The sequence below is a fragment of the Streptomyces sp. NPDC002845 genome (genome assembly GCF_053591955.1).
On sequence record NZ_JBSFUU010000093.1, the window covers coordinates 15,406 to 37,413 of the forward strand.

Annotated in this window: 16 protein-coding genes and 1 riboswitch; of the genes, 2 read left to right on the forward strand and 14 right to left on the reverse strand. The window is 69.7% G+C overall.

Translation table 11 applies throughout. The annotated features are described in order from the left end of the window. Nucleotides 1-423: 423 nt before the first annotated feature. The 11 genes from ACWD3C_RS41005 to ACWD3C_RS41055 form a co-directional block, all read right to left on the reverse strand. A complete protein-coding gene (locus ACWD3C_RS41005) occupies nucleotides 424-1,365 on the reverse strand; it encodes a Ppx/GppA phosphatase family protein (RefSeq protein WP_451152533.1) in 942 nt (313 codons plus the stop codon). Next, nucleotides 1,362-1,892 (reverse strand): DUF501 domain-containing protein, encoded by a 531-nt coding sequence (locus tag ACWD3C_RS41010; protein ID WP_451152535.1) that lies wholly within the window; start codon nucleotides 1,890-1,892, stop codon nucleotides 1,362-1,364. Before ACWD3C_RS41010 ends, ACWD3C_RS41005 begins: the two co-directional genes overlap by 4 nt. A 48-nt stretch (nucleotides 1,893-1,940) precedes the next feature. After that, on the reverse strand, nucleotides 1,941-2,429 hold the full coding sequence (locus ACWD3C_RS41015; protein ID WP_451152537.1) for an FtsB family cell division protein: 489 nt from the start codon (nucleotides 2,427-2,429) through the stop codon (nucleotides 1,941-1,943). Nucleotides 2,430-2,636: 207 nt separating this feature from the next. Further along, nucleotides 2,637-3,926, reverse strand: a complete 1,290-nt coding sequence (gene eno / locus ACWD3C_RS41020; protein ID WP_451152539.1) for a phosphopyruvate hydratase — start codon at nucleotides 3,924-3,926, stop codon at nucleotides 2,637-2,639. 453 nt (nucleotides 3,927-4,379) lie between these two features. Next, nucleotides 4,380-5,096: a transglycosylase family protein gene (locus tag ACWD3C_RS41025; RefSeq protein WP_451152541.1), complete on the reverse strand. Its 717-nt coding sequence runs from the start codon at nucleotides 5,094-5,096 to the stop codon at nucleotides 4,380-4,382. A 5-nt stretch (nucleotides 5,097-5,101) separates the two neighbouring features. Beyond that, a riboswitch (cyclic di-AMP (ydaO/yuaA leader) is annotated at nucleotides 5,102-5,277 on the reverse strand. A gap of 176 nt (nucleotides 5,278-5,453) precedes the next feature. Next, on the reverse strand, nucleotides 5,454-6,518 hold the full coding sequence (locus tag ACWD3C_RS41030) for a transglycosylase family protein (protein WP_451152565.1): 1,065 nt from the start codon (nucleotides 6,516-6,518) through the stop codon (nucleotides 5,454-5,456). Between the two features lie 149 nt (nucleotides 6,519-6,667). Continuing rightward, the gene (locus ACWD3C_RS41035) at nucleotides 6,668-7,966 is read right to left on the reverse strand and encodes a cytochrome P450 family protein (protein ID WP_451152543.1); all 1,299 of its coding nucleotides are present in this window, start codon (nucleotides 7,964-7,966) and stop codon (nucleotides 6,668-6,670) included. Then, nucleotides 7,963-10,431, reverse strand: coding sequence for a tetratricopeptide repeat protein (locus ACWD3C_RS41040; protein ID WP_451152545.1), 2,469 nt, complete (start codon nucleotides 10,429-10,431; stop codon nucleotides 7,963-7,965). The genes ACWD3C_RS41035 and ACWD3C_RS41040 overlap by 4 nt, the downstream gene beginning before the upstream one ends. Before the next feature lie 53 nt (nucleotides 10,432-10,484). Next, nucleotides 10,485-11,462 carry a nucleoside triphosphate pyrophosphohydrolase gene (locus tag ACWD3C_RS41045; RefSeq protein ID WP_451152547.1) on the reverse strand — a complete coding sequence of 326 codons (978 nt, stop codon included), beginning with the start codon at nucleotides 11,460-11,462 and terminating at the stop codon, nucleotides 10,485-10,487. Nucleotides 11,463-11,580: 118 nt separating this feature from the next. Beyond that, a complete protein-coding gene (locus ACWD3C_RS41050) occupies nucleotides 11,581-12,237 on the reverse strand; it encodes a SurA N-terminal domain-containing protein (RefSeq protein WP_451152549.1) in 657 nt (218 codons plus the stop codon). A gap of 221 nt (nucleotides 12,238-12,458) precedes the next feature. Beyond that, entirely contained in the window at nucleotides 12,459-13,985 is a 1,527-nt protein-coding gene (locus tag ACWD3C_RS41055; RefSeq protein WP_451152551.1) for a protein kinase domain-containing protein, read from the reverse strand. Between the two features lie 158 nt (nucleotides 13,986-14,143). On the opposite strand from ACWD3C_RS41055, the gene ACWD3C_RS41060 reads away from it, so the two are divergent. Further along, nucleotides 14,144-15,403, forward strand: a complete 1,260-nt coding sequence (locus tag ACWD3C_RS41060) for an RNA-guided endonuclease InsQ/TnpB family protein (protein WP_451152553.1) — start codon at nucleotides 14,144-14,146, stop codon at nucleotides 15,401-15,403. On the opposite strand, the gene ACWD3C_RS41065 is transcribed toward ACWD3C_RS41060, so the two are convergent. Together ACWD3C_RS41065 and ACWD3C_RS41070 are read right to left on the reverse strand one after the other, a co-directional pair. Further along, complete coding sequence (locus ACWD3C_RS41065; RefSeq protein WP_451152555.1) at nucleotides 15,366-15,965, reverse strand: hypothetical protein; 600 nt, start codon at nucleotides 15,963-15,965, stop codon at nucleotides 15,366-15,368. The genes ACWD3C_RS41060 and ACWD3C_RS41065 overlap by 38 nt on opposite strands. Before the next feature lie 291 nt (nucleotides 15,966-16,256). Next, complete coding sequence (locus ACWD3C_RS41070; protein ID WP_451152557.1) at nucleotides 16,257-16,979, reverse strand: HNH endonuclease family protein; 723 nt, start codon at nucleotides 16,977-16,979, stop codon at nucleotides 16,257-16,259. A gap of 338 nt (nucleotides 16,980-17,317) precedes the next feature. Here ACWD3C_RS41070 and ACWD3C_RS41075 point away from each other — a divergent pair, with 338 nt between their 5' ends. Next, a complete protein-coding gene (locus ACWD3C_RS41075) occupies nucleotides 17,318-18,049 on the forward strand; it encodes a class I SAM-dependent methyltransferase (RefSeq protein ID WP_451152559.1) in 732 nt (243 codons plus the stop codon). Between the two features lie 63 nt (nucleotides 18,050-18,112). Here ACWD3C_RS41075 and mfd read toward each other — a convergent pair whose 3' ends face one another. After that, nucleotides 18,113-21,643, reverse strand: coding sequence for a transcription-repair coupling factor (gene mfd, locus ACWD3C_RS41080; protein ID WP_451152561.1), 3,531 nt, complete (start codon nucleotides 21,641-21,643; stop codon nucleotides 18,113-18,115). Between the last annotated feature and the right edge of the window lie 365 nt (nucleotides 21,644-22,008).

Below are 22,008 nucleotides of genomic sequence, written 5' to 3' on the forward strand. Positions count from 1 at the left end.
GCCCGCGTGATCAAGGTCATGGCACGGCGGGGGAACCACGGCACAAGGCGGACCGTTGTCAATGCCGCGTGAGCTGCCGATCCAGGCCTCCGGACCCTCTGAACCGATCCTCCGCTTCACCTGTGCGCAACACACATGGAACACCCACACGGACCCCTCGTCGGCCCTTTGACACTCTCACGAGGGGTCCCCGCCATCGAATCGTCGCCCTACAGGGCCGTTTTCCTTGTGAAGAACTTCACGAACTTTTTCGGCGGCCCGTCACCGAGGGGCCCTCTCGCGCCCCTCGGACGCGCTCATACGTTATACGACCTGCTCAGCCGGAGAGCTACTGATCAGTAGCAAACGAGGGCGACGCCACAGGAAACGGGTGGCTCACCCCAAGAAGAGACCGGGTGGCTCACGCCGAGGAACGCGTGGCTCTCACGCCACCGACCACGCGATGCCGTCGAGGATGTCGTGCTCGCTCACCACGACCTCGCTCGCCCCGATCCGCTCCATGATCGACAACAGTACGAGCGCGCCCGCGGCGATGACGTCCACCCGCCCCGGGTGCATCGAGGGGATCGCGGCCCGCTCGGCGTGGGTGGAGGCGAGCAGCCACTCGGTGATCTCGCGGACCCGGTCGTACGGGACGCGTGAGTGGTGGATGGCCGTCGAGTCGTACTCGGGGAGGTCCTGCGCGATCGCCGACACCGTGGTGACCGACCCCGCGAGGCCGACCAGCGTCCGTGCCTCCCGGAGCGGCACGGTGCGCTCCGCGAGGTCCAGGGCGGCCTCGATGTCGGTGCGGATCGCCTGGATCCGGTCGGGGGTGGGCGGGTCGCTGACGGCTCCGTCCTTGACCAGGTGCCGTTCCGTCATCCGTACGCAGCCGATGTCCACGGAGCGGGCCGCGCGCACGTGGGCCTCGCCGACCACCAGTTCGGTCGAGCCGCCGCCGATGTCCACGACCAGGTAGGGCGTGTCGAGGTCCTCCCGGCCGGTGAGTTCCTTGGTCGCTCCCGTGAAGGAGAACTCGGCCTCCTGGTCGCCGGAGATGACCTCCGGCTCCACGCCGAGGATGTCCAGGACGCCGCGTACGAACTCGTCCCGGTTCTCGGCGTCGCGCGAGGCCGAGGTCGCGACGAAACGGAGCCTCTCCGCGCCGTGCTCCTTGATCACCGTCGCGTACTCCCTGCATGCCGCGAACGTGCGCTCCAGGGCCTCCGGGGCCAGGCGTCCTGTGCGGTCGACGTTCTGGCCGAGGCGCACGATCGTCATCCGACGGTCCAGGTCGGTCAGTTCGCCGGTGTCCGGGTTCGCGTCGGCGACGAGGAGGCGGATGGAGTTGGTGCCGCAGTCGATGGCGGCGACGCGGGTCACTGGGCGCTCTCCTCTGCGGTCGTCACACACGCCCCCTTGCGCCACCACTCCGGCAGCATCCCGATCGCCTCGTCACCCAGGGGGTTCACCCCCGGCCCGGCAGCCAGCGAGTGAGCGACCAGCACATGCAGGCACTTCACCCGATCCGGCATCCCACCCGCGCTCGGGAAACCCTCCAGCAGCTCGATGGCGTCCCGACGGGCGATGTAGTCCTCGTGGGCCGCCCGGTAGGCCTCGGCCAGCTCGGGGTCGGACGACAGCCGCTCCGTCATCTCCTTCATCACCCCGTTCGCCTCCAGCGTCCCGATCGCGGAAGCGGCCCGCGGACACGTGAGGTAGTACGTGGTCGGGAAGGGCGTCCCGTCCGGCAGCCGCGGGGCGGTCTCGACGACGTCCGGCTGCCCGCACGGGCACCGGTGGGCAATCGCGCGGAGCCCACGCGGCGGCCGCCCGAGCTGCTGCTGGAAGGCCTCGACGTCCGCGTCGGTCGGCTCGGTGCGCGGGGTGGAAGGGGGCGGGGATTCCATACCTGTACTCGAGTCTCCCTGAAGTCTCTGAAGTCGTTCACCAGTCGTTCACCGGTCGGAGGCGACGGCGGCGGCGTCGGCCTTGTCGACCCCGTCCCAGACATTGGCGTACCAGGGACGGTCGGCCGCCCCCTGCGTCGCACGCGACTGCTTGGCCGTGTCCGGGTCGATCACGATGTAGCCGGTCTCGCCGGGCATCACGTAGTGCAGCCGTTGCCGGATCTGCTGCTCGGCGTACGCGTCGTCCTGCCACCGCGCCTTGAGGTCGCGCAGCCGTTCGACGCGCTCACGGGCCTCCTCGCGCTGCCGCTCCAGCTCGGCGATGTCGGCGCGCTGGGAGACGTACTGCCTCATGGGGTACGCCAGAGCCACGATCAGCGTGCAGAGGACCAGGACGAGCAGCGCCGCCCGGCCGGTCAGACGGGAGCGGCGGGCCTGGCGCTTGGTCTGGGAACGGTAGACACGGGCGGCCGTCTGCTCGCCGAGCAGCCGCAGCCTGGTCGCGGTGGAGAAACGGTCCCGGTCCTTCACTGCCATCTGGCCCTCCGCCTCCCCTTCACCCGTTCACACCCGTCGCAGCCGTCACACGCCCCGTCATACGCGCGTACGTCCCCGGACACGGTACGGGACCGAGTACGGGGACGTACGTACGACGCTTCCTACTGCTGTTCCTGCCGCTGTTGCGACCGCTGTCGCCGCTGCCGTCAGCCCTTGCTGTGCTTAACGGTTCGCAGAGCGCTGTGCTTAACGGTTCGCAGAGCGAAACCGCGGGAAGGCCGAGCGGCCCGCGTACACCGCCGCGTCGTCGAGGATCTCCTCGATACGCAGCAGCTGGTTGTACTTGGCGACGCGCTCGGAGCGGGCCGGGGCGCCCGTCTTGATCTGGCCGCAGTTGGTGGCGACTGCGAGGTCGGCGATGGTGACGTCCTCGGTCTCGCCGGAGCGGTGGGACATCATGCACTTGAAGCCGTTGCGCTGGGCGAGCTCGACGGCGTCCAGGGTCTCGGTCAGCGAGCCGATCTGGTTGACCTTGACCAGCAGGGCGTTCGCGGACTTCTCCTCGATGCCGCGGGCCAGGCGCTCCGGGTTGGTGACGAACAGGTCGTCGCCGACGAGCTGGACCTTGTCGCCGAGCTTCTCGGTGATGATCTTCCAGCCGTCCCAGTCGTCCTCGAACAGCGGGTCCTCGATGGAGACGAGCGGGTAGGCCTCCACCAGCTCCGCGTAGTACTCCGTCATCTCGGCGGCCGTGCGGTTCTTGCCCTCGAAGACGTAGGAGCCGTCCTTGTAGAACTCGGACGCGGCGACGTCGAGCGCGAGGGCGATCTGCTCGCCGGGGGTGTAGCCGGCCTCCTTGACGGCCTCAAGGATGAGGTCGAGGGCCTCGCGGTTGGAGCCGAGGTTCGGGGCGAAGCCGCCCTCGTCGCCGAGGCCGGTGGCCAGGCCCTTGCTCTTCAGGACCTTCTTCAGGGTGTGGTAGACCTCGGCGCCCCAGCGTAGGGCCTCGGAGAAAGACTCCGCGCCGATCGGGGCGATCATGAACTCCTGGATGTCCACGTTGGAGTCGGCGTGCGAGCCGCCGTTCAGGATGTTCATCATCGGCACCGGCAGCAGGTGCGCGTTCGGGCCGCCCAGGTAGCGGAAGAGGGGGAGGTCGCTGGCCTCGGAGGCGGCGTGGGCGACGGCGAGCGAGACGCCGAGGATGGCGTTGGCGCCGAGGGAGCCCTTGTTGTCGGTGGCGTCCAGGTCGAACATCGCCTGGTCGATCAGGCGCTGCTCGGTGGCGTCGTAGCCGACCAGCTCCGGGCCGATCTGCTCGATGACGGCGAGGACGGCCTTCTCGACGCCCTTGCCGAGGTAGCGGTTGGAGTCACCGTCGCGGAGCTCGATGGCCTCGAAGGCGCCGGTGGAAGCGCCGGACGGAACGGCGGCACGACCCGTGCTGCCGTCGTCGAGGCCGACCTCGACCTCGACCGTGGGGTTGCCTCGGGAGTCCAGGATTTCCCGGGCTACGACGACGTCGATGGACGGCACGAGCATCTCCTTCTTGGATGTGACGCTGAGAGTGCGGGGCGCAAGGCCTTGCGACTAGAGCCTAACCGCCTCCGGGACATAGGCCAGCCGACCGACCGTCCCGTGGACAAGGACTGACGGCACCTATTGTTCCCGAACGGAACAAAGAGGGGTGGCGAAGAAAAGTGGGGAGACGGAGAAGGTCGCGATGAAGGTGCCGGATGAAGGTGACGAAGGGCGGCGAAGAAGGTGGCGATGAAAAAGCCCCGCCCCGGTGCGTACGGGGGAGTACGCACCGGGGCGGGGAGCCCGTGGGGACGGGGGTGACCCTCACGAGGCCTCCAGTATGAGGACCACGGATGTGAGGATCCTTTGGTTCAACTGAGAGTCGTATGAGTCTCCTGTCGAACCGGAGTGGCCGCCGGCCTCGGCCTCAGCCTTGGTTCGGCTTCAGCCCCAGCTTCAGCTTCGGCTTCAGCCGAGGTGCAGCTGCTGGCCCGGGTAGATGAAGTCGGCGTCGTCGATGATGTCCTTGTTCAGCTGGAAGAGCTTCTGCCAGCCACCCTCGACGTCGTTCTCGGCGGCGATGCCGCTGAGGGTGTCGCCGGAGACGACCTCGTACTCGCCGTCGCCCTTCTTGACCGTCTTGCCGGTCGGAGTCTCGACGGTGGCCCGCTCGGAGGAACGCGAGGCGCGGGTCTCCTGCTCCTGGGTGCCCTGCTCGGAGGAGCTGGAACCCGAAGAGCTGGAACCGGAGGAGCTGGAACCGGAGTTGTTGGCGGAGCTTTCGGTGCCGGTGCTCGCGCCGCCGTCGTACGCGGCGCTGGACAGACCCGTGCCGCAGGTCGGCCAGGCGCCCTTGCCCTGGCCCGCGAGGACCTTCTCGGCGATCTCTATCTGCTGGGCCTTGGTGGCCTGGTCCGCGGTGGCGGCGTACTGGGTGCCGCCGTACCCGGCCCAGGTCGAGGCCGAGAACTGCAGGCCGCCGTAGTACCCGTTGCCGGTGTTGATGGACCAGTTGCCGCCGGACTCGCACTGCGCGACCGCGTCCCACTCGGAGGCGGTGGCGGCGGAGGCGCTGCCGGCGGCCATCAGCGGGGCGGCGATGGCGGCGCCGGTGACACCGGCGAGCGCGACGAGGCGGCTGGCCTTGGACGGACGACGGTGCTTGCCCTTGCAAGAGTGCAGCATGTTTGCGATCCCCTCACCGACGCCTACGAGGTGAGCTGTCGGGTTCGGGCCGGTTGAGTTGCCCGGCCGCGCGGATCGCTTTCGCTTCCGCACGGCTTCACCCCGAGCCGGTTCCGGCATCAACTGCCGGGCCCGGCACTTACCTTGGGTCCCCCGCTCCTGCCTACGGCGCTTGACGCGACGACTGTTCCCGTGCGGCCGTTGGCAGGATTCGGCGTGACGACCGCAGGAGCCCGCTGTGGCGAGCAGTCACGACCGTAAACACGCGATTCGCCGAATTTCAAAAAGGATCAGGGCTTCTGTGATTCATCTCCCACCGAGATCAAAACGGGCATTCGGTGCGAAGCATGACGCGAACTACCGCTGCTTTTCGCCCGATTCGACCCCGAGCTCCAGGGTCTGACCGGGCATGATGTGGTTCGGGTCAGCACCGACCGTCCCCCTGTTGTCTGCGTACAGCACGGACCATCCGCCTTCGACGCCAAGGGAGTCGGCGATCGCCCACAGGGTGTCCCCGGTACGGACGACGTACGAGCCGTCGTCCGGCGCCTCGCGGGAGGCGTGACGGCCAGAGGGGGTGCCGGTACGACCGTCGTCGATACGGCCGCCGGTCGCGCCCTCGTCGGCGCTCTCGTCGGCACTGTCGCCGCGGTGGCGGCCGGTGCCGGTGGTTTCGGTGTCGGCTTCGACTTCGGTTTCGGTGCCGGTTTCGGCGCTCTCCTCGCCGTCGCCGCCGGTCGAAGAGTCGGCGCCCTGTTGGGAGTTGCCGGAAGCGCCACTCCCGGTGTCGCCTGTGGCCGAGCTGTCGGAGTCCTGTGAGGTGCTCTCGCCGGTGTCGACCAGTCCGGTGTCGGCCTTGGTGGAACCTTCGGCGACATCCGGGGACGGGTCGGAGGTACCGGATGAGTCAGAGGTACCGGACGGGTCGGAAGCGTCGGACGAACCAGAAATACCGGATGAATCAGGAGTACCGGATGAGTCGGACGAGTCAGATGAACCGGACTGGCCGTCACCCACGACCCCGGTGTCTACGTCGGCGGAGCCGGAGTCCCTGCCGAGGCCGGTGAGCAGGCCGCAGGAGGCCCAGACGCCGACGCCCTGGTCGGCGAGGATTCTCTCGGCGACGGCTATCTGCTGGGAACGGCTGGCCTGGTCGGCGCGCTCCGCGTACTCGCGGCCGCCGTACTTCTCCCAGTTCTCCTGCGACAACTGGAGTCCGCCGTAGTACCCGTTGCCGGTGTTGGCGCTCCAGGCTCCCCCGCTCTCGCACTCCGCGACCTGGTCCCAGGTCGCCCCGCTGGCCGCGCTCGCACCGGTGGCGCCGAGCAGTGGGATCGCGATGGCGGACCCGGTGACTCCCGCCGCTACGAGGAGGGCCGGAGCCTGACGGGGGCGACGGTGACGACCGTTCCCGGAGAGCATGCGGTTGCCTTTCACGCGACAGCAGTGGCCAGCGCGGCGGGTGTGACACACCGCCCCACTGATGGTGAACGTATCGGCAGCCGATCACTTGTCACAAGTTAATGCAGCGCAGATCACGTGAAGATCACAGAATTGAAGGCGTGTCACCTTTACGCAGGTGAGAGCGGTTGGCCACGGGGCGTGAACTCAACAGGCAACGTGCGTAGTCCACGCATGATGAGACCTCCCCGCCATCTCAAATCGGCCGGATCCACCGCCAGTTGCAGATCGGGGAGCCGGGTGAGGAGCGCGGCGAGCGCGGTCTGCCCCTCCAGCCGGGCGAGGGGCGCGCCGAGGCAGTAGTGGATGCCGTGGCCGTAGCCGAGGTGCTGGTTGTCGCGGCGGGCGAGGTCGAGGGTGTCGGGGTCGGCGAAACGGGCCGGGTCACGGTCGGCGGCAGCGAGGACGACGAGAACGGGGTCGCCGGGAGCGATGCCCTGCCCGCCGATGCTCAGCGGCCGCGTGGCGAAGCGCCACGTGGCGAGTTCGACCGGGCCGTCGTAGCGCAGGAGTTCCTCGACGCCGGTTTCCAGGAGCCCGGTCTCCTCGGCGGCGAGGGAGGCCTGGAGGCAGGCGCGTTGCTCGGGGTGGGTGAGCAGGGCATGAGAGCCATTACCGATCAAGTTCACAGTCGTCTCAAAACCGGCGAACAGGAGGATAAAGGCCATGGCGGCCGCCTCGTTCTCGGTGAGGTGCTCGCCGTGGTCGGAAGCGCGGATGAGGCCGGAGATCAGGTCCTCGCCAGGCGTGGCTTCGGCGGGCAGCGCCTCGCGCTTGCGGTGGATGAGGTCGGCGAGATAGCCGCGTATCTTCTTCACCGACCGCGCGACACCGCCGCGCGGGCCTCCCCCGTGCCGGATCATCATCCCCGCCCAGTCCCGGAAGTCGTCCTGGTCCTCGCGCGGGACGCCGAGCAGGTCGCAGATCACGTAGATGGGAAGGGGGAACGCGAACTCGTGGATGAGATCCGCGCTTCCCTGCTCCGCGAACTGGTCGATGAGGTGGTCCGTGAGTTCCTGCACTCGGGGGGCGAACTCGGCGACTCTGCGGGGCGTGAAGGCCTTGGACACGAGCCTGCGGAGCCTGGTGTGGTCCGGCGGGTCGATGTTGAGGAGGTGCGTCATCAACTCGGCCTTGCGTTCCCCGGGGATGCCGGTCTTGCCCTTGGCGTGCGCCGGTTCGTCGTGGTGCGCCGGATTCTTGGAGAGGCGCGGGTCGGCAAGGGTCTGCTTGGCGTCGGCGTAACGGGTGACGAGCCATGCCTCCACTCCGCTGGGGAGGCGGGTCCTGTGCACGGGGGCGTGCTCGCGGAGCCAAGCGTAGGCGGGGTAGGGGTTGGTGGCGAATTCCCAGGTGAAGAGTTCTGGGGCGGTGCCGGTGGGGGTGGCGGGCTGGGGGTGGTTGGTCACTCCTTGACGGTAGCGGGCGGGTCGGAGGGGGGTGTGGGGAGCCGGCCCAGGAGCTTCTTCGCGTAGTAGTGGCCTTGCTCGGCGGCTCTGCGAAGCCATTCGTCGGCTTCCACGGGCTCTCCGCCGCGCTCCTTCAGCAGCTTCCACAGCCAGTACGCGGCCTCGCCGCTTCCTTGGTCGGCTGCCTGGCGGAGGAGTTCCTCCCCTTCCTGCACGGCACCGGTACGGCTGAGGAATTTACCAAGGTTCGCGGGCGCGGCAGGATAACCTGCCGCCATAGCCCTGCGGTAGATGTGCTCCACTTCCGTGTCATGACCACCAAGCCGGTCCAGGAAGAACGCCAAATCGTATAGGGCTTGCGGGTCTCCACGAGCAGCGCCACGACGGAGCCAGGCTTCTGCTGCCTCCACATTCTGCCGAAAGAGCAGCAGCCTGCCGATGCTCGTGGTCACCGCCTCATGACCGGCCTCGTTCGCCTCGGCGTACCACTGGAGGCTCTCGGTGGTATCTCCACTGCCAAACAGCATGTCGCCCAACTGATGCGCCGCGTTGCCATCACCACGATCGGCCGCCGTACGCAGCCACTGCTCGGCGAGGGCACGGTGGGCCTGCCCCAGTAGTCGCGCGCAGTCACGATCGGAATACTTCTCGGCTGCGATCTGCAGATACGGGAGAGCATCCTTCACCTCGCCCCGTTCGAACAGAGTCTTGCCCAAACGCCCGGCGAGTTCATCCCGCCCGGCTTCCACCGCCCTGCGAAACCAAACCAGGGCTGCTTCCTCCCCGTAGACGGCCTCGCTCAGCAGGCCCATCATCCGCAGGGCTTCCGGGTCACCGTCCTCGGCCCGGGGTGCGAAGACGGGGTGGGCAGCTCGCCACACACTGCGGATCACCTCACTGTCGTCCCGCGTCTCCTCAACGACGAAATGCCAGAACTCGTCTGGCACAGGCGGCCAGGAGTCGTCCCGCATCACGTCCGCCACGAGCGACCCGTACGCGCGCCATGTCTCGGTCTCGCACTTCCGCCAGAACTCGCGCCCCCCACCCCTTACGAGCAGCCCGGTGACCCCGCGCCTCTGTTCGGCCGCCCACGTGAACGCCTCCTCCGCCGACTCCCGTCCCGCTGCGGCGAAGGCGTCGATGCCGTAACGCCCGCATGCGTCCTCCAGCATCGCCGACGGTACGTTCCGGGTGACCCCGCACCGCGCAAAGTCGATCGCCGCTCGAACGAGGAGGTGTCCCTGGGGGTGGGGACTGCCGGGGCGGGCCGCGCGGCTCCAGAGATCCCGGAGTTCAGGGCCGACCGCCAGATACTCGGTGACGCTGTGGTCGCCGCGCCAATTCACGGCATCGGTCAGCAAGGCAGAGCCCTCGGCGTGCTGCCCCAGCAGTCGCCCAAGTTCGTCCTCGCTCCAGTCCCGCGTGAGTCCGACCGTTTCCGCTCTCCCTAGGAGTCGAGATGCGCGTCCCCCGCCGAAGCGATGGGCGTCGTACACCTCATCGTTCATCGTCGCCATCACAGTGACCTTCAAGTCACTGAGCTGCGTCAACAGCCCGGAGTCCAAGCCCTGCTCACTCAGATGGCCCTCCAACTCGTCGAGCCAGACGACGTACACGCCCTCCCGGTCGCGCAGCGCGTCCGGCAGGCGCCGCAGGTCCATGCCGGGCGAGGGGGCGTACACCCTCGTCTGTGGCGGAAGGGTGCGGGCGACGGCCTCCCACGCGGTGCGGGTCTTGCCGGAGAGCGGCTCGCCGGTCACGACGATGAGGCCCCCGGAGATCTGGGACTCCACGAGCAGATCGACCAGCCGCTCTTCCACGTCCCGCGCCACGTAGGGCGGTAGGAGGGGCTCGCCCCCGAAGCGGCGCGTCCGGTGCACGCCGAGGCCGATGGGGTCGGCGGAGGCTGTGGTCGGCCAGTTCGCGGGGTCGGGGAGGCTGACCGTGCCGTACGGGTGGTTGTACTGGGCGCCGGTGACCGGGCCGTTGAAGGTGCTGCCGCGGAAGTCGAAGTGATCGGACGGGGGCGGGGCGGCGTGGCTGTTGGTCGTCACAGAGCCTATGTTGGCGGCCTGGATGACGCTGCCGGTGACCGTGCTGCCGGACACCGTATTAGTGGTACAGCTCTCCGGGGCCGCGTCCGGGTCCGGCTTCGCGGCCAGGGTGAACTCTGCGATGAGGGCCCGGAGTTCGTCGGTGGCTCGCTCGGTCCCCACGGCCTGCACCAGCGTTGAGCGCACGTACGCGCGCCACCGCCGTTCCACCATGTCCCCGTCCTCGTGGCGCTCCGTCCTCCCGGCGAGGCGGCGGAGGTCCTCGGCGAACGCCCCCTGCCCGTTACGCGAGAACCACTCCACGAAGCCGTCCCGCACTCCCCGCCACTCCGCCGAGCACACCCCGTCCATGAGCACCTGGGCCCCCTCGACCGCCAGCCGCTCCAGCTCCCGTTCCACGCGCGCCCCCACACCGCTCGACCGTCCCTGAGCCAACGGTACTGGCCCCCAGGCGCCCGCCTACGTCACTCCGCCCCCTCCACCCTCCGGATCGCATCCCGATAAACCCGCGCCGCCGCCCGCAGCGCCGCCTCCGGATCGACACCCTCGGCTTCGGCACGTGCGGCCATCGCCAGCAGCTCGTAGCCGACGCCCTCGCCCTGCGGTATCGGAACCTCGATACCCGCCGTACGCACCCGCGACGTCAGCTTCGCCGCCAGGGCCAGACCCGGCTGGCCGAGGGGTATCCCGTCCGTCACCGACTCGCGCTGCTTCTCCACCGCCTTAGTGCGCAGCCAGTGGGCCTTGACGTCCTCGGGGGTCTCGGCGGTCTCGCCGCCGAAGACGTGCGGGTGGCGGTGGATGAGCTTGGTGACGATGCCGCCCGCGACATCATCAATGGAGAACGGCGCGTCCTCGTCCTCCTCGGCGATACGGGCGTGGAAGACGACCTGCAACAGCACATCCCCCAACTCCTCGCGGAGCTCGCCCCTGTCGCCCTCCTCGATGGCCTCGACGAGTTCGTACGCCTCCTCGATGCCGTACTTGGCGAGGCCCTTGTGGGTCTGCTGGGAGGACCAGGGGCACTCGGCGCGGATGCGGTCCATGACCTGGACGAGGTCGAGGAGGCGGGCGCCGGGGAGGTCGTACGACGCCGGGAGGAGCTCCAGGTCGGGCATCTGGACGCGGCCCGAGCCCGCGAGACGTGCCAGGCCGTCGGTGAGGTGGGGCTCGCCCTCGCCGGTGGCGACGACTGCCAGGGTGCGGCCGCCCGCGCAGGCGTCCACCAGCTCCTCGGCGGTCGGGCTCGTCTCCTCCACGGCTATGCCCGCCTCGCGCAGGTACGGCAGCTGCGGGTGGGCGCCGTCCGCGCACAGGACGCGGTCGGCGTCGCGGAGCGTCTGCCAGGCCGGCCAGGACAGCAGGCCGGGCGCGACACGGTGGCTGGTGGTGAGCAGGACGATGCGACCGGGGGCGGCGGCGTCAGGGCTGGTTGCGTTCACCCCACGAACGTAACCCACACCACGGACGCCACCAGCGGTTGTCCACAGGGCAGGGCGGCCGGCTCCCTCAGCCGAACCGTTTATCCACAGGCCCGGCCGTGCAGTCCCGGCTCCCCGGTTACGTCGTCTGCTCCGGCGCCGCCGCCGTGACCTCCCGCACCCACGGCGTCTTCGCGTCCACGCGGCTGCTCTGCTGGACGTCCCAGGTGCCGTAGCGCGGGTTGAGGTCCACGTCGAGCTGCCCGGACGCCGTGGAGAGGGCCTTCCAGAAGGTGGTCCGGCCCTCGTCGGTGTTCATGTCGGCGCCGAGGGCGGCGGCGAGCTTCTGGGCCTTGATCTCGGTGCGGAGGTTGTCGTCGAGGCGCTGCGGGGGGACGCCGTACTGCTGCAGCCACGTCATCTCCAGCGCCTCCGCGCCGCCGGTCTGCTGCTCCATCGAGGCCCGGAAGGACTGGATCTCCTTGCGGGTCACGGTCACCCCTGCGTCCTCGGCCGCGCGGCCGAGGACCTTGTCGAGAACCATGCCGTGCAGGGTGTCGCGGGTGAGGCCGCCGGTCTGGGCGATGACCTGCTCGTACTGGGCCTCGTCCGCGATGGCGGCCCGCTGGGCGTCGCGCACCTCGTTGACCCGGTTCTCCAGTTGCGCGACGGTGATCCGCTGGTCGCCGACGACTGCCGCGGCGCCTGGGTGCGCGTCGTTTCCACAGGCGGTGAGGAGAGGGGCCGCGGCGATGGCGGCCGAGAGGAGGAGCGCGGTGCGACGGCGGCGGTGCAAGGAAACCTCCCGGGGAGCTTGTGCGACGGTGCACAAAGTCTTGCGATGATCGATGGTAGGCAGTGACCTGGTTCTCGGCCACCCATTCGACCAACGATTCGCGAGCACTTCGGGCACCGGTTCACCGTGACCTGCCAAGCGCCGGGCCACACCACCGGGCAACACCGCCGGGCCACAGGGCCTGGCCTCAGCACCGGCCGCAGGGTCGGGCCGCAGGGCGCCTATCCCCGTACCTGCCCCAGCCACTGCAGCGTCCGCCCCACCTCCACCGCCAGCGGATGCCCGGGGCCCCGCAGCCGCTCCACGTCGTGCAGGAGCCGGGCCAGTGTGTCGTGGGCGGCCGCGCGGTCGCCGAGGGCGAGGAGGAGGTGGCCGATGCGGCGGCGGACGTCGAGGGAGAGTTCGGGGTCGCCGGCGACGTACTGGTTCTCGTAGTACGGCAGCAGGGAGCGGTACTCGGCGAGTGCAGCGGCCGGTTCGCCGAGCTGCTCCAGGCACTGGGCGGCCTCGTAGCGGAAGCGCAGGGACTGCGGGTCGGCCTGGCCCGACTCGGTGGCGCGTTCGTCGGCGAGGCGGCGCAGCTCGGGCAGGGCGCGGCGGTACTGGCCGTCGTCCATGAGCGTGGCCGCGTACTGCTTGCGCAGGGTGCGTACGACGGGTGAGTGCTCGCCGTGCTGGGCGGCGGCGGCCGGGAGTATCGCGCCGAGGATGTCGACGGCCTGGGTGATACGGCCCTCCCCGAGCAGCCGCTTGACCTCGTCGACGGCCCCGGCGACATCGGGTTTCTCGACGGCGGGCGCGGACGCGGAAGGCTGCGGCGCGGGTGTGCGGGCGCGGTCCGGCCAGGGGGCGTGCGGGCGCAGGAAGGGGCGCGTGGGGTCGAGCGGGGCGCCGGAGGGCATCCCGCGCGCGGGAAGCAGCGGGAGGAGCTGTTCGTACGTCTCCTGCGCGGACGCCGGGCGGTGCTGCGGGTCCTTGGCGAGCAGGCGCAGGACGAGGGCCTCCAGGGCCTCGGGCACCTCGGGGCGCAGCCGGCGAACCGGGACCGGTGCCTCGTAGAGGTGGCGGTGGAGGACACCGAGGGCCGTCGAACCCGCGAACGGCACGTTCCCGCTGAGGAGTTCGTGCATCAGCACACCGAGGGCGTACAGGTCGGTGTACGGGCCGACCGCGCCGCCCATCGCCTGCTCGGGAGCCATGTAGGCGGGGCTGCCGATGGGTGAACCGGTGCGGGTGAGGCGGGTGGTGTCCGTGTCCATCACCGAGGCGACGCCCAGGTCGAGGACGGTGACCGTGCCGTCCTGCTTGACCATGACGTTCCGCGGCTTGAGGTCGCGGTGGATGATCGGCACCGCGTGCACGGCGGACAGCACTGCGCACAGCTGGGCGGCGACCGCGGCGGTCCACTGCCAGGGGTACGGGTCGTGCTCGGTCAGGTGGTCGGAGAGGTCCGCCCCGTCGACGTACTGCATGACGAGGAACAGCTCCTCGCCCTCGCTGCCCGCGTCGTGGACCGTGACGAGCCCGGGGTGGTCGACCTGCGCGGTGACCCGGCACTCGCGTACGAAGCGGCGGCGCAGTTCCTCGGCCTCCTGGCCCGCGACCTTGTCGGGGCGCAGCAGCTTCACGGCCACGCGCCGGTCGAGGCGCTGGTCGTAGGCCGTCCAGACCTGGCCCATGCCGCCCTGGCCGATGAGCGTGGACAGTTCGTAGCGGCCCGCGACGACCCGTCCCGTCGTCACGGTCATCGGGATTCCTCCGTGGATACCCCGGCCTTCAGGCCGGGGAGGAAACGGACTTCTGCAGAGCAGGACAGGGAAAGCCGAATCGCCGCCAGGTCGATTCGGCGTCCGCCGACCACCGACCGACGCCCTTGGCTCACACTGAAGCTGATAGATTGTGAGGCATGACGCAGCAGGTCAAGCGGGCATTCAAGTACCGCTTTTACCCCACGGACGAACAGGCAGCGGAGCTGTCGCGTACGTTCGGCTGCGTCCGTCTCGTGTACAACAAGGCGCTGGAGGAGCGCACGCGGGCCTGGTACGGCGAGCAGCGTCGGATCTCCTACGTGCAGTCGTCCGCCGCGCTGACACAGTGGAAGAAGACCGAGGAACTCGCCTTTTTGGCCGAGGTGTCCTCCGTCCCGCTCCAGCAGGCGCTCCGTCACCTTCAGACGGCGTTCGGGAACTTCTTCGCCAAGCGGGCCAAGTACCCGCGCTTCAAGTCGCGGAAGAAGTCCCGCGCGTCGGCCGAGTACACCCGCAGCGCCTTCACGTGGCGCGACGGGAAGCTGACACTGGCCAAGATGGCCGACCCGCTGAACATCCGCTGGTCGCGGCCCCTCCCCGAGGGTGCGGAGCCGACCACGGTGACCGTGTCCCGCGACAGCGCGGGCCGCTGGTTCGTGTCCCTGCTCTGCGAGGACACCATCGCCCCAGCCCCCGCCACGAATGCAGCGGTCGGTCTGGACGCCGGAATCACGTCGCTGGTGACCCTGTCGACCGGGGAGAAGATCGCCAACCCCCGGCACGAGCGCCAGGACCGCACCCGCCTGGCCAAGGCGCAGCGGGAGCTGTCGCGGAAGGCCAAGGGCTCCAACAACCGAGAGAAGGCCCGCGGGAAGGTGGCCCGTGTGCATGCGCGGATCACCGACCGGCGCCGGGACTTCCTGCACAAGCTGTCGACTCGACTCGTCCGTGAGAACCAAACGGTCGTGATCGAGGACCTCACCGTCCGCAACCTGCTGAAGAACGGCAAGCTCGCCCGCGCCGTCTCCGACGCCGCATGGACGGACCTCCGTATGATGCTGGAGTACAAGTGTGCCTGGTACGGGCGCGAACTCGTCGTGATCGACCGCTGGTTCCCCAGCTCGAAGCTGTGCGGGAACTGTGGCACGGTCCGCGAGAAACTGCCGCTGAACGTCCGCGAGTGGACGTGCGACTGCGGCACCGTGCACGACCGCGACGTGAACGCGGCACGCAACATCCTGGCCGCCGGGCTGGCGGCGTCTGCCTGTGGAGACGGTGTAAGACCTCAACGGGAGTCCTCCCGGACGGGGCAGTCGTCGGTGAAGCAGGAAACCCAGCGGGCGACCGCTGGGATCCCCGCCTTTCAGGCGGGGGAGGAAGTCAACTGCCGTCCTCGTGCTTGCGCAGGTAGTCACTGAGCTCGTCGAGCTCGGCGCGCACCTGGTCGATGCGCGCGGGCGCGGGGCGCTGCGGCTGGCCCGGCGGCTGCGGGATCGGGGTCTGCTGGACTGGCGGGGTGGGTGCATAGGGCTGGGGTGCCGGGGCCGCCGGGGCGGGAGTAGGAGCCTGGGCCGGGTAGCCGTAGCCCGACTGCGGTTGGGCGTACACCGTGGTCTGGGGGTACGGCACGGCCCGGGGCGGGCCGAAGTGGCGTATCTCCGCGGACAGGTAGTACGCGATGATCACCAGCATCCCGATGAGCAGCAGCGACATCCCGACGTCGCCGCGCCAGGTGGTGAACTCGTCCTCGCCCGGGTCGGTGCCGAGGATCACGAAGACCGCGACGACGTGCACGATCCCGAGGGCGAGGAAGAACCAGTCGCGCGCCCTGCGGGTCAATGTGGCGAGCCGCAACAGGCACACCCAAGCCAGCATCCCGCAGCTCAGGAACGCCAGCGCCACGAAGACCACCCGCACGGTGATCGTTGCGCCCTGCGACGGGCGGTGAGGCGGTGGCGGCGCGTGGCCGTGGCCGTGCATGGCTGCTCCTGAGTGGCCTGACAAGGGCGGACGTGCGATGTCGTAAGAGCGTATCGGCCGATGCCGACAAGCAGTCCCGGGTTGTGGACAACCGTTGCGATACTGCTCACTTCGCCCGGTCATCGCCCGGTCACCTCGCCGTGGCGGGGCCGCCCAGTCCGGTGCACGTCATGAGGAGCGGAGCCGGACGCCGGACCTCACAGCGGGTGCCGTACCCACACCTTCAGCTCCATGCGGGACACGGTAGATCGCGGCCCGACCTGGGAAAATCGATTTGTCCGCCCGAGCCGCTCAGTTCGCGTGGAACCGCTCCGGTGCCTTGGTCGGGTTGCCCCCGGAGGGAAGCGCCTGGTCGGGGCAGGTGTTGAGAACGCTCCGCATGGCGGCCTTCTCCGCCGAGGTGACCCAGAGGCCGTACTTCTTCTTCACGGCGACCTGGGCGGCCACATACGTGCAGCGGTACGACTTGTTGGGCGGGAGCCAGGTCGCGGTGTCGCCGTCGCCCTTGCTGCGGTTGGTGCCCGCGTCGACGGCTATGAGGTTGAGCGGGTCGTTGGCCAGGGCTATGCGCTTGCTCGGGTCCCACTGCTGGGCGCCCTTCTGCCAGGCGTCGGAGAGGGCCACGATGTGGTCTATGTCGACCTGACTGCGGCCGCGCGTGTAGGTGACCTCGCCGCCGGAGTACGGGTCCGGGTCCAGGACGCCGGAGACCACCGTGCAGTCGCCGTCCCTGAACTTCACCTCCTCCAGGTCCCGCTTGAGTATGTCGTCGCGGGTGCCGCACCGGTTGGAGTCCGTGTCCGCCCAGGGGCTGCCGAACCTGTCCCGGTCGTACCCCGTCTTGGGCGCCCGGCCCTTGACGGTCAGCGAGTCGGCGGCGGCCAGAGCGGCACCGCCCCCGCCCGCCGGCTCCTCGGGCCCCGCAGCCCCTCCCGTGTCCAGTTCACAACCGCTGACGGCGACCAGCGCCAGCACGGCGACCGCGACCGCGACCCCACCCCTCAGACGACCCACGCGACGCCCCTCCCCTTGCCTGTTCCCTTGCCCGTTTGGCCATTGCCCGTTCAGCCGTTCGATCCGTACTACTCACCGTAATGGCCAGAGAGGCATGCCCATACCGTCCTTCAACAGGCAATAGGTGCACGCCGGGCGTATCGCCGGTGGTGAGTCACCTCCGCAAGGAACTTGCGGACGGGCGGCGTTCACCGTCCCGCCGCACCATCTCGCCGAACGATCCCGCCGAACCGTCATGTGAACAGAAGCTGTTGAACAGAAGCCGTCCGCGGAACTCCGCATCCCACGGGCGGCTTCGCACTGCCGGGCTCCGAGCAGCGTCGGCTAGCGTCAACCACATGGCCGACGAACTCTTCCAACACCCACGGCTGGCCGCCCTCTACGACCCGCTCGACCCCGATCGCGGCGACCTGGACGCATACCTGCGCCTCGTGGAGGAGTTCGGCGCACGTCAGGTGCTGGACATCGGCTGCGGCACCGGCGTGTTCGCGTTACTGCTGGCCGACCGCGGGGTCGAGGTCGTCGGCGTCGACCCCGCCGGGGCGTCCCTCGACGTGGCCAGGGCCAAACCGGGCGGCGACCGGGTGCGATGGATCCACGGCGACGCAACGGCCCTCCCACCGCTCCGGGCCGACCTCGCGACCATGACGGCGAACGTCGCCCAGGCCATCGCCGACCCCCGGGTGTGGCAGGCGACGCTGAAGGGCGCCTACGAAGCATTGCGCCCGGGCGGGCGTCTGGTGTTCGAGACCCGGGACCCGTCCAGGCGCGCGTGGGAGGCGTGGAACCGCGAAGCCTCGTACGGCGTTACGGAGGTGCCGGACGTCGGCGCGGTGGAGAGCTGGGTCGATCTGATCGAGGCCGACGGACCGCTGGTGACCTTCCGCTGGCACTATGTGTTCGCTTCCGACGGCCGGACCCTGACATCGGATTCGACCCTGAGGTTCCGTGAACGGACCGAAGCCGAAGCGGACCTGGCCGGGCAGGGCTTCGTGGTGGAAGACGTACGCGACGCCCCCGACCGGCCGGGCAAGGAGTTCGTCTTCGTCGCGCTCAAGCCCGAGCGTTGACAGTCACCGCGCTCAAGCCCGCGCGGTGACCGACAACTGGCAAGTGACCCCGTAATCCCTACGCTACGACCCCAGAATCGACGTAAGGAACTCCCCGACCCATCCCAGCAAGTCCCGCCCGACCAACGGCTTCCCGCCCACCTTCGCCGTCTTCGGACGCGGCACCAGCACCTGGTGGACCGCCGGCTTGATGACGGTCCCGGGGTACAACCGCTTGAGCCGCAGCTCCTGGGACTCCCTCAACTCGACCGGTGCGAAGCGGATGTTGTTGCCCTGGAGCACGATCTCGCCGACCCCGCAGGCCCGCGCGAGCATCCGGAGCCCGGCCACGAGCAGCAGGTTCTCCACGGGCTCGGGCAACTTGCCGTAACGGTCGACGAGTTCCTCACGTACGGAGGCAACATCCTCCTCCGTGTTGACGGAGGCGATCGCCCGGTACGCCTGGAGCCGCAGCCGCTCGCCCGGCGCGTAGTCGTGAGGAACGTGCGCGTCGACCGGCAGTTCGATCTTGACCTCCAGCGGCGGCTCCTCCTCCACGCCGCCCTCCAGCGAGGCCCGGTAGTCGGCCACCGCCTCGCCGACCATCCGCACGTACAGGTCGAAGCCGACGCCCGCGATGTGCCCGGACTGTTCGCCGCCCAGCAGGTTGCCCGCGCCGCGGATCTCCAGGTCCTTCATCGCCACGTACATGCCCGCGCCCATCTCGGTGTGCTGGGCGATGGTGGCGAGCCGCTCGTGCGCGGTCTCGGTCAGCGGCTTCTCCGGCGGGTAGAGGAAGTACGCGTACCCGCGCTCCCTGCCCCGCCCCACGCGCCCCCGCAGCTGGTGCAGCTGCGACAGACCGAAGGTGTCACCGCGCTCGACGATCAGCGTGTTCGCGTTCGAGATGTCGATCCCCGACTCGACGATCGTCGTCGAGACGAGCACGTCGAACTTCTTTTCCCAGAAGTCGACGACGACCTGCTCCAGCGCCTGCTCGGACATCTGCCCATGGGCCGTGGCGATCCGCGCCTCCGGAACGATCTCCCGCAGCCGCGCCGCCGCCCGGTCGATCGACTCGACCCGGTTGTGGATGTAGAAGACCTGCCCTTCCCGGAGCAGTTCCCTCCTGATCGCCGCGCCGATCTGCTTCTCCTCGTACGGCCCCACGAACGTGAGCACCGGGTGCCGCTCCTCCGGCGGCGTGGTGATCGTCGACATCTCCCGGATGCCCGTCACCGCCATCTCCAGGGTCCGGGGAATCGGCGTCGCGGACATCGTCAGCACATCCACGTTCGCGCGCAGCTTCTTCAGCTGCTCCTTGTGCTCGACGCCGAAGCGCTGCTCCTCGTCGACGATGACGAGCCCCAGGTCCTTGAACTTCGTCTCCGACGAGAACAGCCGGTGGGTACCGATGACGATGTCCACCGCGCCGTCCCGCAGCCCCTCCAGGACGGCCTTCGCCTCCGTGTCCGTCTGGAAGCGGGACAGGGCCCGGACGTTCACCGGGAACTGCGAGTACCGCTCGCCGAACGTCCCGAAGTGCTGCTGCACCAGCAGGGTCGTCGGTACGAGTACGGCGACCTGCTTGCCGTCCTGTACGGCCTTGAAGGCGGCGCGCACCGCGATCTCGGTCTTGCCGTAGCCGACGTCGCCGCAGATCAGGCGGTCCATGGGGACCGTCTTCTCCATGTCCTCCTTGACCTCGGCGATGGTCGTGAGCTGGTCGGGCGTCTCGGCGTACGGGAAGGCGTCCTCCAGCTCCCGCTGCCAGGGGGTGTCCCCGCCGAACGCATGCCCCGGCGCCGCCATCCGCGCGCTGTACAGCTTGATCAGATCGGCCGCGATCTCCTTGACGGCCTTCTTCGCCCGCGCCTTGGTCTTCGTCCAGTCGGCCCCGCCGAGCCGGTGCAGGGTCGGCGCCTCGCCGCCCACGTACTTGGTGATCTGCTCCAGCTGGTCGGTCGGGATGTAGAGCCGGTCGCCGGGCTGGCCGCGCTTGGCGGGCGCGTACTCGACGACCAGGTACTCACGGGTCGCGCCCTGCACGGTGCGCTGGACCATCTCGATGTACCGGCCGACGCCGTGCTGCTCGTGCACGATGTAGTCGCCGGACTCCAGGGTCAGCGGGTCGATGGTCTTGCGCCGGCGGGCGGGCATCCTGGCCCCGTCCTTGCCGGCCGCCTTCTGCCCGGAGAGGTCGGTCTCCGTCAGCACGGCGAGCTTCAGCACCGGGTCCACGAACCCGTAGTCGATCGACCCGCACGCCACATGCACGACCGACGGGGAGATCGTGCCGAGCTCCGCCTCCAGGCGGGCCGCGACGCCCTCCCCGCCCAGCACCTCGACCGTACGGGCGGCCGGGCCGTGCGCCTCGGTCACGAACACCGTGCGCCAGCCGTCGGCGAGCCAGCCCTTGGTGTCGGCGAGGGCCTTGGCGGTGTCGCCGCGGTACGTCTCCGGGGCGTGCATCCCCAGCTTCAGCGTGTCCGCTTCAAGTTCCTCGTCCGCCGCGAAGGGCGAGACGGACCACCACATCATGTCCAGCTCACGCGCCCGGTCCCGAACATCGGCGATCGACCACAGCGAGGCCGCGCCGACGTCGATCGGCGCCTCGCCGCCACCGGCGGTGGCCGCCCAGGATGCCTGCAGGAACTCCTGCGACGTGGCCACCAGGTCGGCCGCCCGCGTCCGCACCCGTTCCGGGTCGCACACGAGGGTCATGGCGCCCTTGGGCAGTACGTCGAGGAGCAGCTCCATGTCGTCGACCAGGACCGGGGCGAGCGACTCCATGCCCTCCACCGCGATCCCCTCGGCGATCCTGCCCAGCAGCTCGCCCAGCTCGGGGTGCGCCTCGGCGAGGGCACGCGCGCGCGTGCGTACGTCGTCCGTGAGCAACAGCTCCCGGCACGGCGGCGCCCACAGCCCGTGTTCGGCGACTTCCAGAGACCTCTGGTCGGCGACCTTGAAGTACCGGATCTCCTCGACGTCGTCGCCCCAGAACTCGATACGGAGGGGGTGTTCCTCGGTCGGCGGGAAAACGTCGAGAATCCCCCCTCGTACGGCGAACTCGCCCCGCTTCTCGACGAGTTCGACCCGCGAGTACGCGGCCGCGCTCAGGTCTTTCACGACGTCGCCCAGGTCGGCGGTCTGCCCCGTGCGCAGCGCGACGGGCTCCAGGTCGCCGAGGCCCTTGACCTGCGGCTGCAGCACGGACCGCACAGGCGCGACGACCACGGACACCGGGCCGGTCTCGGGGTCGTCGGGGCGGGGATGCGTCAACCGGCGCAGTACGGCGAGCCGCCGGCCCACGGTGTCGCTGCGCGGGCTCAGCCGCTCGTGCGGGAGCGTCTCCCACGACGGGTACTCCACGACTCCGTCCGACGGCAACAGCGACCTCAGCGCCGCCGCCAGATCCTCGGCCTCGCGGCCCGTCGCCGTCACCGCCAGCACCGTACGGCCCGTGTCCCGGGCCAGCGCGGCCACCGCGAAGGGGCGGGCCGCCGGGGGGCCCACCAGATCGACATGCATCCGGTTTCCGTCACCGGCCGCCGCAATCGCCTCCGCGAGGGCCGCGTCCTTGACTACGGCATCGAGCAGACCGTGCAGACTCATTTTTAGGGCTTCCATCCCGGGGAGAGGCAACGCACACCGCCCGACGCGCGGGGCGGGCCGGGGGTGTCCAGGGTACGACGCGCCTGCGGCGGGCTCAGCGAGACAGTCGTGCGGGTGGGCTGTTCTCTGCCACCGGTGGGGCTCGGAGGGTTATCGCCCCCGCCGCCCCTACCCGTCCCATCCCCGGGGCTGCGCCCCGGACCCCCGTCTGGGGGCTGCGCCCCCAGACCCCCCGGGTGGGTGGGACAGTGCGGGTGAGTGGGTGGTTCATCGGCCTTGCGGCCTCGTCCTCAAGCGCCGGACGGGCTGGAGGGGGCTGGGGTGGGCTGGTAAGTGCTGCTGGGGGGTGGTGGGCCGGCCCTGGG

What these genes read in the sequence shown, in the direction of transcription:
- ACWD3C_RS41055 (WP_451152551.1), bottom strand. Translation starts at nt 13,985, where the DNA reads ATGACCGTGACGACGGGACGGGTCGTCGCGGGCCGCTACGAACTGTCC.
- ACWD3C_RS41060 (WP_451152553.1), top strand. Translation starts at nt 14,144, where the DNA reads ATGACGCAGCAGGTCAAGCGGGCATTCAAGTACCGCTTTTACCCCACG.
- ACWD3C_RS41010 (WP_451152535.1), bottom strand. Translation starts at nt 1,892, where the DNA reads ATGGAATCCCCGCCCCCTTCCACCCCGCGCACCGAGCCGACCGACGCG.
- ACWD3C_RS41075 (WP_451152559.1), top strand. Translation starts at nt 17,318, where the DNA reads ATGGCCGACGAACTCTTCCAACACCCACGGCTGGCCGCCCTCTACGAC.
- mfd (WP_451152561.1), bottom strand. Translation starts at nt 21,643, where the DNA reads ATGAGTCTGCACGGTCTGCTCGATGCCGTAGTCAAGGACGCGGCCCTC.
- ACWD3C_RS41015 (WP_451152537.1), bottom strand. Translation starts at nt 2,429, where the DNA reads ATGGCAGTGAAGGACCGGGACCGTTTCTCCACCGCGACCAGGCTGCGG.
- ACWD3C_RS41025 (WP_451152541.1), bottom strand. Translation starts at nt 5,096, where the DNA reads ATGCTGCACTCTTGCAAGGGCAAGCACCGTCGTCCGTCCAAGGCCAGC.
- ACWD3C_RS41065 (WP_451152555.1), bottom strand. Translation starts at nt 15,965, where the DNA reads ATGCACGGCCACGGCCACGCGCCGCCACCGCCTCACCGCCCGTCGCAG.
- ACWD3C_RS41030 (WP_451152565.1), bottom strand. Translation starts at nt 6,518, where the DNA reads ATGCTCTCCGGGAACGGTCGTCACCGTCGCCCCCGTCAGGCTCCGGCC.